Source organism: Bifidobacterium callitrichidarum (assembly GCF_003129905.1).
Classification (GTDB): domain Bacteria; phylum Actinomycetota; class Actinomycetes; order Actinomycetales; family Bifidobacteriaceae; genus Bifidobacterium; species Bifidobacterium callitrichidarum.
The window spans coordinates 57,489-69,431 of sequence record NZ_QFFM01000017.1 but is presented as its reverse complement, the minus strand read 5'-3'; the positions used below and the strand labels follow the sequence as shown (position 1 = coordinate 69,431).

Sequence of the window (11,943 nt, the reverse complement as noted above, 5' to 3'; positions counted from 1 at the left end):
CACGCAGGCAGCGGGCGGACCGGTACGCCCAACCAGCGCGCCACCGCCACCCTCGAGAAACCTGAGTCCACACCCAAGCCGGTCACCGAGCACCATGGCAACTCCCCGGACTGCCCGGACACGGACTGCATCGCCATGCTCGTCAATGGCGATTTGCTGTTCCATGAGGGCCTGTGGAGCCACTTCCAGGGGTCCAACCCCAACGCCACGGATGGCACCGCCTTCAATTTCGATCCACTGTTCGCGCCGATGAAGCAGTACATCCAAGCCTCGGACATCGCTGTCTGCGAATTCGAGACGCCGATTGCCCAACGCGGCGGCCCCTACTCTGCATACCCGATTTTCAACATCCCGCCGGAAGTCGCGGACGCCGCCAGAAACGTGGGATACAACGCCTGCACGCACGCCACCAACCACTCCTGGGACCAGGGTTCGGACGGCATTGCACGCCTGTGGGACACACTTGAGGCGGACGGCATCGCCCAGACCGGTTCGTACAAGACCGAGGCCGACTCCGAAAAACCGTTGGTCGTCGACTCGCCCACTGGCGGCGGCAAGCTTGGTCTTGTGACCGGCACCGTCTCGCTCAACGGCATGACCGCCGACTACGACTGGCAGGTGGACCGCTTGCGTGAGGCCGGCGACCCGAATCACGACTCGGACATCCAACGCGCGGTGGACAAGGCCAACAAGGCCCGCGAACAGGGTGCGGATGTGGTGGCCATCGCCATGCACTCGGTGCAGGAGTACCTCGACTACGCCGATTCCTGGCAGGTCTCCGAGGCCCACGAGCTCGCGGACACCGGCGCGTTCGACGTGATCTACGGCGCCGGATGCCACTGCGCCCAGCCCATCGAGAACTACAACGGCACCTGGATCATCTACGGCCTGGGCAACGCGGTGACCGAATCCGCCAACACCCCGGAAACGTTGGTCAACAACCAGGGTGTCACCGCGCGCATCCAGTTCGCCGGCAAGAAGGGCGTCAAGGGCTCCTGGCGCGTGAACCGCATCGACTGGGTGCCCACCGCCAACGTGCACCAGGGCAGTTACCAATGGTGCCCGATATCCAGCGACCACCCCATAGGCGCCTGTTGGGACGAAGCGTACGACGCGCAGATACGCCAACGCATCTGGAACGTCATCTACTCGATGGGTGCCGACCAGAACGTGGTGCGCGAGTGGAACATCACCCAGGAGCAGGCCGCCAAGTCCGCACAGTAAGCGGCTGACGGCAAGTGCCGGCTCCCGGCGACGGCTGGTGGTGGCGAGCAGCCTGTCCTCCATCGTGCCGGTATTGCGCTGGTGTCACATCGATATCCATCCATCCGTGATCCCGATGTATCACAGGATGTCTGCATCGCAGCCGAACCATCCGCTTCTCCCGCCGCCGGCCTAATGTGGTGCCCATGACCGAGATCTACGAAACCCAGCCCGAACGCACCGACCTCCCGCTCGTGGTGATGCCCGCGATCCTCGATTCGATGGTCGAACCGCTCAAGGCGCAACTGCCCGTGCTCAAGGACGTGGCCCGCGTGCGTCTGTACCTGGACTTCACCGAGGACGCCGACCTCATCGTCGAACGTACGGCCCAAGCGGATGTGATGATCAACGGCGGCCCGCACCTGTCCGACGACCTGCTGCACAGACTATCCGGCGGCGTGCGCGGCGGCGAGGGCGGCAAGGTCGGCTGCATCGTCTTCTCCGGCACCGGCGTGGCCAGCTACATCAACCTCGCCCTCGCGCGCGAACTCGGCGTGCGCATCTGCAACGCCGTCCACTACGGCGACAACGCGGTGGCCGAGCATACGTTCGCACTGCTGCTCGAACTGGTGCGCCACGTCGGCGAGCTCAGCAGCGGCGTGAAGGCCGGCGTCTGGGCGAATCCGCTCGGCGACGGACTGCAGCTCGCCGGCCGCAGACTCGGCATCATCGGCCTCGGCGGCATCGGTTCCACCGTGGCCCGCATCGCCCGCGCCTTCGGCATGGAGGTCGCCGCCTGGCGCACCAGCCAGACGCCGGCGGAACGATTCGAGGAATCCGGCGCCACGCCCGTCGACGACCTCAACGAGCTCATCGCCTCCTCGGACGTGGTCTCCGTCCACATGCCGCTCATCGACGGGGCCACGCGCGGCCTCATCACCGCGGACAACCTTGCGCACCTGAAGCCGGGCACATTGTTCATCAACACCGCCCGCGCCGAAGTCATCGAACCCGGTGCGCTGGTCGCACGTCTGCAGAAAGGCGACATCCCCGCGGCCCTCGACGTCTACGACCATGAGCCGTTGCCCGCCGACGACCCACTGCGGTCCATCCCCGGCATCGTGCTCACCCCGCACGTGGGCTGGCGAACGGATGGCGCCTTCCGTGAGCTCACCCGCCAGATGGTCGCCTGCATCGCCGCCTACTTCGCTGGCGAGGACCTCAACGTGGTCGTCTCCGAGCGCTGAGCGCCCGTCGCCCCGCCTACCTAACGTACCGCACAGCCATGCAGACGATCCTCAACACCGCCGACCAGCCCGCGCACGACTCGCTGGTCGAGAAGAAATCAGAATTCATCGGCGATGCCGCCCACGTCGATTCGCTTGACGAGGCGCTCGCGTTCGTCGCCGCGATCCGCGAGCAGCATCCGAAAGCCCGTCACGTGGCGTACGCCGCCGTGTGCGGGGGAGCCGATGGCCGCCTGTCCGAACGCATGAGCGACGACGGCGAACCCTCCGGCACCGCCGGCAAGCCGATTCTCGACGTGCTCAAGCAGTCCGGCACCACCGATTGCGTCATCGCCGTGACCCGGTATTTCGGCGGCATCCTGCTCGGTTCGGGCGGCCTGGTGCGGGCCTATTCGTCCGCCGCGTCGCTGGCGATGAAAAGCGCCCGTGCGGCCCGGATCATGACCGCCCGGCGCTATCGTGTGCGTCTCGACTATCCGCAGTTGGCCCGGTTCCAGCAAATCCTCGCGCAACTTGACGGCCGGCAGGAAGACGAGGAATATGCGGCCGATATCCAACTGACCGCCGTGATTCCCTCCGATGCCACCGCGCGATTCGAGGAGCGCGTGCGGGAGACGTTCAACGCCGCCGTGACGCCGGAACCGGTAGATATGGTCAACATCCCCGTCCCCCTTGATTAAGCTGGAGCGCGCCTTTTTGGGCTCCCCTCCCTGAGGGGAGCTGTCGGCGAAGCTGACTGAGGGGAGTCACCGAGCGACTGAACCACCGATTAAGCTGGAGCACATGACCGACGAAACCACCGAACCGCAGCCCGAATCCACTGAGCAGTCCGAAGCGCAGGAAGCCAAGGACTTCGAGCCGCTGACCGCCACCTACGAGCGTCTGCGCCACTCCACGGATTCCGCCGAACTGTCCGAGTTCGCGCGTCGTCCGTTGCCGGACCGCTCCAACCAGGCCGCCTTCTCGCGCGCCACCGCACTGTTGGAGGCCGTGGCCGGCAACGCCCACACCCCGGTGGAGGATCGTGTGTTCCTGGCCAGCACCATGCCGTTCCCGAACGTGCTCGTCAAGCTTTCCGAAGATCCGGACGACTCCGTTCGCCAGGCCGTGGCCGGCAACGCGGACGACAAGAACTGGCTGGTGGGCCGCCTGACCAAGGATCCGGTGCCCGCCGTGCGTGACACGGCCCTGAAGAACAAGCGCACCAGCTGGAAGATGCGTCTCGAAGGCGCGCAGAACCCGGAAGTGGACGCTGAAACGTTGGACTTCCTCGGCTCCCTGGGCACCACGCTGGAGGAAGGCGCACCCGCCGTACTCTCCTCGATGGTGCGTCGCGCCGTGGCGCTGAACCCCAACACCTCTCAGGACATGCTCGCCAAACTCGCTGAGGATCCCTCCATCGAAGTGCGCCACGCCGTGGAAAGCCGCAGGCAGACGGCCTGAGCGCAGACTGGCAGTATGAATCGCGGCACAGCACGTCGGAATGATGCCGCTGCGGCCCAGGTGACTTTGCGGTGACGTTGCCATGACTTCGGGATGAACAATCCCGTCGGGCACCCCGTCTCACGGCAATCGTTCGCCATTTGGACGCCGGAATAGGGGCGTCATGCCTCGAATATGCGTAAATTCCCCTGCGTTGCTTTGCCTCCAATACGGTGTGGCGCGGCTCGCCGGCGTTAGACTGGGGCTATGAGTGAGCGCACCGAGAATGAAGTTCGATTGGCCCGTCCGCTGATTCGGCTGGCCAAATTGGTCGGTATTGGCACCAGTTACGTAGGCATGAGCCACGACTACCACGAAATCGACGACGATGTGTTGGTGGCGGTGCTCGCGGCATTGGGCATTGACGCCAGCAGCGAGAACGCTCAGGAAACCGCCATCCGCCGCATCCTGAACCGTCGTCACGGTCGTCTGGTGGCACCCACCGTGCTCCACATCGCCGGCAAGGAAGACAAGGTCTTCGTCAACACCGGCATCCTCGACGTGCCGTCCGCCACCATCACCCTGGAGAACGGCGAACCATACGAGGGAACCATCACGGTCGGTCCGGGAGACGGTTCCCAGGCCTACGACCTCGACGGCACGTTCGTCTCCACCGCCGCGCTCATCATCCCCGCCGACCTGCCGGTCGGCTATCACACGCTCCACGTGCGCGTGGGCAACCGCATGCAGGACGCCACCCTGATCAGCGCCCCCGACCATGTGGAACTGCTCGACCCGATGAAGGGCGGCAGCCTGTGGGGTTGGATGGCCCAGCTGTACTCGATTCGCTCCTCCGGCTCCTGGGGCGTGGGCGACTACGAGGATCTCAAGACCATGCTGGTGGACGCCAAGCAGAAGACCGGCGCGGACTTCGTGCTCATCAACCCGGTGCACGCCGCCGAACCCGTTTCGCCGCTCACCCCGTCCCCGTACCTGCCCGTGAGCCGCCGACTGGTGAACTTCACGTACATCCGCCCCGAGTCGGTGCCGGAATACGCCGCGCTCGCCGCCGACGCCAAGGCCCAGGTGGACGGTCTGCACGCCGATGCCGAAGCGCTCAACGGCGACCCCCAGCTCATCGATCGCGACGCCATGTGGCGCAGCAAGATGCACGCCCTGTGGATCATCTTCAAGGCCGGCCGCTCCGCCGATCGCCAGGCCGCATTCGAGGAGTTCAAGAAGACCTGCGGCTCCGATCTGGAGGCGTACGCCACCTGGTGCCTGTGCTACGACAAGTGGGGTGCCCCCGCTGCCGACGCGGACAACTGGGAGCGCAAGTTCAACCGCGAGTCCCCTGAGGTCGCCACACTCAAGAACCAGTTCCCGGACACGCTCGACGTCTACCGCTGGCGCGAATGGATCGCCTCCGAGCAGCTCGCCGCGGCCCAGCAGGCCGCCAAGGACGCCGGCATGCAGATCGGCATCATGAACGACATGGCCGTGGGCGTGCACCCGCTCGGCGCCGACGTCTGGTGGCACCCGGAGCGTTTCGCCAAGGGAGCCACCGTGGGCGCCCCGCCGGACATGTTCAACCAGCAGGGCCAGAACTGGAGCCAGCCGCCGCTGAGCCCGATCGACCTGGAGGAAACCGGCTACACCACCTACCGCAACATGGTGCATGGCATGTTCGCCCGCGCCGGTGCCGTGCGCATCGACCACATCCTGGGCCTGTTCCGCCTGTGGTGGATCCCGGAGAACCGCCCCGCCACGGATGGCGCATACGTCTACTACGATTCCGACATCATGCTTGGCATCCTCGCTCTTGAGGCCTCCCGCACGAACGGCGTGGTGGTCGGCGAGGACCTGGGCGTGGTGCCCGAGTACGTGGCCGACTCCCTGTCCAGCCATGGCATCCTCGGCTGCGCGGTGGAATGGTTCGAGCAGCGCGACGGCGTGTTCCGCGCCCCGTCCCAGTGGCGTCCGTACGCCCTGGCCTCGGTCAACACGCACGACCTGCCGCCGGCCGCCGGATATCTGGAGTACGAGCACGTCAAGATTCGCGAGCGTCTGGGCCTGCTGACCGGCCCGGCCGAGGAATTCGAGAAGTCCGCCAAGGCCGAGCAGGACGCCATGCTCACCATGCTGGTGGAGCAGGGCTACCTCGACGCCGACTTCGCCGAACACCGCGAGGAGCACGAGGCGGATATCGTCGATGCGCTCTACCGTGCGCTCAAGGGATCGCCGTGCAAGCTGCTGGCCGCATCCATCACCGACGCGGTGGGGGAGAAGCGCGCCCAGAACCAGCCCGGCACCAACAACGAATACCCGAACTGGCGTGTGCCGCTGGCCAACGCCAAGGGCAACGTGGTCCCGCTCGAAGTGCTCTTCGACACCCCCGGTGCCCAGCGCTTCGCCGAGATCTTCAACAGCTGAGATAGGGCCCTGCTGAACCGAAAGTAGCCTCCGCCCTGCTTCCCTGGCTCCCCTCCGCAAGAGGGGAGCCTTGTCGTATTGTCCACACCACGCCGCATTGCCCTATGTCAAGCCCGGCGATATACTAGTGGATTGTTGTGTTTCCCTAAGGGGTCCTTCAAAGCGCTTTCCCACTCGCCACCGAGGACTTTCAGGGAGCCCACGGATAAAGAGGTTCGACGCTTCTTGAACGCGCGCTCTGACCAAGCACACATCAAGCAGCCGAAAACCCGGAACACAATGAATAGAAAAGGTAATCCAGTGAAAACTTTCACTCCGAAGCCAGCTGATCTGACTCACGACTGGTACATCGTCGACGCCACCGATGTGGTGCTGGGCCGTCTCGCCACCCAGGTTTCTACCCTGCTGCGCGGCAAGAACAAGCCGACCTTCGCTCCGCACGCTGATCTCGGCGACTACGTCATCGTCATCAACGCTGACAAGATCGCTCTCACCGGCAACAAGCTGGGCAAGGAGCTCTACTCTCACTCCGGTCGTCCCGGCGGTCTGCGTCGCGACTCCTACGCCGAGCTGCTTGAGAAGAACCCCGAGCGCATCATCAAGGCTGCCGTCAAGGGCATGCTGCCGAAGAACCGTCTGGCCAAGGTGCAGCTGGATCGTCTCCGCGTCTTCCGCGGCGCCGAGCACCCGCACACCCCCCAGCAGCCGAAGGTCTTCGAGATCGCCCAGATCTCGCAGCAGGCCAAGTGAAACCTGAGAGGAGATAAGAATCATGGCTGAAAACACCAACGACTCCCAGGTTGTCGAGACCGAAGAGGAGCTCACCAACTACACCACCGAGACCAACGCTGGCGCTGGCACCGGCACCTCCGCGATCGAGCCGGGCTACGGCACCGGTCGCCGCAAGGAGGCTGTCGCCCGTGTCCGTCTGGTTCCGGGCTCCGGCAAGTGGACCATCAACGGCCGCACCCTGGAGGAGTACTTCCCCTCCAAGCTGCTGCAGCGTGAGGTCAACTCCCCGATCGTTCTGCTCAAGCTCGAAGGCAAGTTCGACGCTATCGTCCTCGTTGACGGCGGCGGCACCACCGGCCAGGCCGGCGCCATCCGTCTCGGCGTGGCCCGTGCGCTGAACGCCATCGATCGTGATGCCAACCGCGCCGCCCTGAAGAAGGCCGGCTTCCTGACCCGCGACGCCCGCGTCGTGGAGCGCAAGAAGGCTGGTCTGCACAAGGCCCGTCGCGCCCCGCAGTTCTCCAAGCGTTAATTTCGCTTATTACTGCAATTCCGAGCACAGAGAGCCCCTTCGTGGATTCGTTCCACGGAGGGGCTCTCCGTATTTGCGCCCGATTGCGTCGAACGTTATCTCAGGCAGGCGTCGGCGGAGCGGCGGTCTCGCACACCGTTCCGCCGACGTGCCCGGCTAGAGCTGTATCTGCTTCATCAGGGTGATGCTGAGCGCGGGCATCGTCCAGACGTTGTCATCGAGCGGTGCGGGCTTGTCTGCGGATTCGCCGGAGGCATCGGCTGCTGCCGAAGGTTCGGCGTCGTCGTGTACGGCCGCTGCCGCGGCATTGCCGACCATTTCCAAGGCCGCGGTCATCCTCAGCAGCTGCGTATCCTCCGCGCTCTGGACTGAATCGGCATCGGCCGCGGCACCCGTGCTTACGCCGGAAGCCGAGCCGGAACCTGCGGCCGTGCGCGAGGACCTCACGGCCCTGAATTCGGCGGTACGTACGTTATCGGCGTCACTGGCATCCGTGCCCGGTGCAGCGGCCGTCGCAGCACCCTCCACAGGGCCTGAAATGGCGTCCCCGAAGGCCCCGGCAATCCCAACCCCATCACCGGCCGCAGCTGTCTCACGGGCCTGTTCCGCCAGCCTGCGCACGGTCTCGTTGGCGTTCTGCACGTGCTGCATCCACACACTGATGTCTTCGGCCGCATCCCCGGACTCCACGTGGTCGCCGTGACCCGGCCAACGTCCGTTGACCTCCGCCGAACACCACTTCGGCATCCACTTGCTATCCGCAGGCAGATGGAACTGACGATCCTCGGCCACGCCGTTGACCACGATGCACACGTCCACCTCGCTGTTGGAGAGCAGTCGCATCGTGAAGCTGCGCGTGGACAGGTCGAACCAATCGCGTTCGATCGGCGCTTGGCCGTTCGGCAGGAACCACTTCACGCGATCCGAAGGCTTAAGCAATCCCAACTGGGTCAAGCGGGTGAAGAAGTCCTCGTGATGGTACAGATCCAGCGACTTACGCAGTGCGACCAACCGGGAAACCGTCTCCAAACGGCGCATTTCGCGCGTCTTGTGCGGCGAATACAGCCAGTCCCAGTTCATCCAGGTGATGTCGTTGTCCTGGCAGTAGGCGTTGTTGTTGCCGTCCTGCGTGTTACGGAACTCGTCACCGGCCAGCATCATCGGCGTGCCGAGCGAGAGCAGCAGCATACCGGTCAGGTTCATGGCGGCCTGCTCACGGGCGGCGATGATCTCCGGCTCCTTGGTCACGCCCTCCACGCCGAAGTTGGCGGAATGGTTCACGGAGGAGCCGTCGTTGTTGTGCTCGCCGTTGGCCTCGTTGTGCTTGCTGTTGTACCGGGTCAGATCAGTAAGCGTGAAGCCGTCGTGGCAGGTGACGAAGTTGATGGACGCCGTGGCGCCGCGCCCCGGATCGGTGGCGTACAGATCGGCCGAACCGCACAGGCGTGTGGCCATCTCCTGCATCTGCGTGCGGCCGAAATCGGAACTGCCGTCCACGTCCTGCAGCCAGAACGTGCGGGCCGTGTCACGGAAGCGGTCGTTCCATTCGGCGAACGGTATGCCGAACTGTCCGGTGCGCCAGCCCAGATTGCCCAGATCCCAAGGCTCCATGATGAGCTTCAGGTTGCCCAGCAGCAGGTCGGAGCGGAGGGCGTAGAGGAACGGGTGATGCTGCGTGAACTCGCCGTTGAGACGGGCCAGCGTCACGCCCAGGTCAAAGCGGAAACCGTCGATGCCGATGCGCTTGGCCCAATACCGCAGCGAGTCGACGGCGAACGTGACCACATGCGTGTTGGTGAAGTCGAACGTGTTGCCGCAGCCGGTGGTGTCCTCCAGACGGCCCGCATTGGACTTCTGGTGACGGTAATAGGCCAGGTCGTCCAAGCCGCGCCAGCATATCGTGGGACCTTCCACACCGCCCTCGCACGTGTGGTTGTAGACCACGTCCATGATCACCTCGAAGCCCGCCTCATGCAGGGCTCGGACCATGTCGATGACCTCCTGGCGCACGGCCGTGGCGCCCTTCTCCTGCGCGGCCTTGGTGGCGTACGTGGGTTCGGGGGAGAAGTAGCTCAGGGTGGAGTAGCCCCAGTAGTTCTTGCGGCCGTGTTCCTGTAGGAACAGCTCGTCCTGCTTGGCCTGGATGGGCAGCAGCTCGATGGACGTGACGCCCAGGTTCTGCAGATACGCCAGCGTGATGGGGTGCGCAAGGCCGGCGTACGTGCCGCGCAGCTCCTCTGGCAGCCAAGGTGCGTTGGCGGTGAATCCCTTGACGTGCATCTCATAGATCACGGTCTTGCGCCACGGCACATGCGGGTGGTCCGGATCGCCCTCGTGCTTGTGGACGTCGCGGTCATCGATGGCCACGGACACCGGCACATGGCCGAGCGAGTCGACTGTGCTCATCTCGCCATACGCCGAGCCGATTACCTTGCGGTCCTTGACCTCGCAGGCGTAGGAGAAGGTGGCCGGATCGAGCTCCATGGCCCCCTCCACGCCCTTGCCATACGGATCGAGCAGGAACTTGTACGGATTGAACCGCACGCCGTGCTTGGGGTCCCAGGCACCGTCCACGCGGTAGCCATAGCGCATGCCATCCCATGCCTTGGGCAGATGGACGTACCACAGGCCGTAGTTGGGGCCGTCCATGCGGAAGAGCGTCTCACGCAGATACAGATGCTCGATGATGCGCGTGCAGACCGGGAATTCGTGGATCTGCTGGATGAACGAGGTTCCCGGATCGGAGAACAGACGGATGGCGTCCTGGAAGAAGGCGCTGGGCTGGTCAATGGATTCCAGCACGCAGAGCCATACCTGACCGGCGGTCTCCGAGCGGACCACGACGTCCGCACCACCGTCATCGGTGAAATACAAACCTGGGCGAGTAGCGTAACGATGCAACGGTGGATTTCTCATACACCCATTGTAGACGTGGCCCCTGAGCCCGCGTCCGGACGTATCCGGCCGGGCCTGTCGCGATGGTTACCGGGTCACATCACGGGTGCCAGTCCGCGGATCTCGTCAAGATAGCGCTGCGAGAAGCGCAGGGCGGCGCCGATGATGTCCTGGTCTTCGGCGCAGTAGCTTTTGCGCAGCGTGAAGTGGTCCGTACCGAACGGGCTGCGCCTAACGATGCGGTTCCTCAGATCCTCGATTTCGCCGTCCTCCAGCATCGGGGCTGCCTCTCCGCCGATGATGACGTCCCCGGCGATGACCGAACGCGCATTCACGATGGCCTGTGCCACGTAATCCAGCCATTCATCCATGCGCTCGCGGTGGTGACGTTCGCCCTGCTCCAGCACGCTGAAGAAGCCGGGGATGCTTTCGTAATCCTCGGGCAGCGTCTCCAACGAGCAGTAGGCGTCCATGCAGCCTCGCTGGCCGCAATAGCACTCCCTGCCGCCCGGCACCAGCACCATGTGCTCAATGGCTCCGTTGCATTGGTTCGGGCCTTGATGCAGCTTGCCGTCGATGATCACCGAGCCGCCCGGCCGGCGGTCAAGGTAGACGCACACCGCATCGCGCAGGGTGGCGTCGAACCAGAGTTCGGCCATGGCCGAGGCATCGGAATCGTGGATCATCAGCGCAGGCAGATGCACCGATTGGGTGAGTGTGTCGAGGGTGAGGCCGGTGTTGCCTTGGACCGGGCCGAACGTCACCTGCGAGCCGTCGGGCGCGATGATGCCGCGGATCGAAAAAGCGACACCCAGGACCGGCCCGTGCTTGCGTTCCGCGTCGGCCGCGAAGTTGTTGATGATGCCGCCAATGCGCTGGTAATAGACATTGGTGTTGCGGTAGGGGAGGGGCGTGCTGAGCCGGGCCACCACGCCGCCGTACAGGTTCACCGCGCACAGGCGCAGTTCGTGGGAATCCATGCTGACACCGATGGCCGTGCGATGGTCCGGGTTGAACTCGTAGCACTGGGCCTTGCGTCCGCCGGTGGAATCCTGCAGATCGCCTTTGCCTGCGATGTGGTCGGCTTCCAGGAGGCGCAGGTTCTGCGAGATGGTGGGCAGACTCAGCCCGAGCTCGCGTTCGAGTTCCTGCTTGGTCACGTGCCGATGGGCGTAGAGATAGCGGATGATGGCGCTGCGATTATGTGCTTTGACCTGATTGGGCTGCAGCGGCTTCATGACGAACCTCCATTGGTCCCGGACTCAAGGATTGCGAACGCTCAGACGTTGGAATTACGGTGATTGCTGGCACTTATCTAAACACGTTTTCTAGAAAAAGGCAAGATGAGGAAACTTTTAGAAAAACATTTATATAAAGTTATGGGTCGGGCAGTGAAATATTGCTGTGCGGAACGTAAAAAATCGCACAAAAGACATCAAAAACAGCGGAATTGGGCCGTATTTTGGGCTATTTCGCACA

At 64.2% G+C, this 11,943-nt stretch carries 9 protein-coding genes; 7 read left to right on the top strand and 2 right to left on the bottom strand.

Translation table 11 applies throughout. The features are described from left to right. From DF196_RS08990 to rpsI, 7 genes are all read left to right on the top strand, one after another. Positions 1-1,224: CapA family protein (locus DF196_RS08990; RefSeq protein ID WP_170115032.1), on the top strand; the 1,224-nt coding region annotated here is incomplete at its 5' end. Positions 1,225-1,409: 185 nt separating this feature from the next. Continuing rightward, a complete protein-coding gene (locus DF196_RS08985) occupies positions 1,410-2,450 on the top strand; it encodes an NAD(P)-dependent oxidoreductase (protein WP_109057494.1) in 1,041 nt (346 codons plus the stop codon). A 38-nt stretch (positions 2,451-2,488) separates the two neighbouring features. Then, positions 2,489-3,130, top strand: coding sequence for an IMPACT family protein (locus tag DF196_RS08980; protein ID WP_109057493.1), 642 nt, complete (start codon positions 2,489-2,491; stop codon positions 3,128-3,130). Positions 3,131-3,233: 103 nt separating this feature from the next. Continuing rightward, positions 3,234-3,893, top strand: a complete 660-nt coding sequence (locus tag DF196_RS08975) for an AbrB family transcriptional regulator (RefSeq protein WP_109057492.1) — start codon at positions 3,234-3,236, stop codon at positions 3,891-3,893. Positions 3,894-4,139: 246 nt separating this feature from the next. Further along, complete coding sequence (malQ, locus tag DF196_RS08970) at positions 4,140-6,305, top strand: 4-alpha-glucanotransferase (RefSeq protein ID WP_109057491.1); 2,166 nt, start codon at positions 4,140-4,142, stop codon at positions 6,303-6,305. 300 nt (positions 6,306-6,605) lie between these two features. Then, positions 6,606-7,055, top strand: coding sequence for a 50S ribosomal protein L13 (gene rplM, locus DF196_RS08965; RefSeq protein WP_109057490.1), 450 nt, complete (start codon positions 6,606-6,608; stop codon positions 7,053-7,055). 22 nt (positions 7,056-7,077) lie between these two features. Beyond that, entirely contained in the window at positions 7,078-7,569 is a 492-nt protein-coding gene (rpsI, locus tag DF196_RS08960; protein WP_094666719.1) for a 30S ribosomal protein S9, read from the top strand. 156 nt (positions 7,570-7,725) lie between these two features. Here the strand turns inward: rpsI and glgX are convergent, their stop codons facing one another. Both glgX and DF196_RS08950 read right to left on the bottom strand, forming a co-directional pair. Beyond that, entirely contained in the window at positions 7,726-10,485 is a 2,760-nt protein-coding gene (gene glgX / locus DF196_RS08955; RefSeq protein WP_109057489.1) for a glycogen debranching protein GlgX, read from the bottom strand. A 74-nt stretch (positions 10,486-10,559) separates the two neighbouring features. Continuing rightward, on the bottom strand, positions 10,560-11,702 hold the full coding sequence (locus DF196_RS08950) for an ROK family transcriptional regulator (protein WP_109057488.1): 1,143 nt from the start codon (positions 11,700-11,702) through the stop codon (positions 10,560-10,562). Positions 11,703-11,943 lie beyond the last annotated feature (241 nt).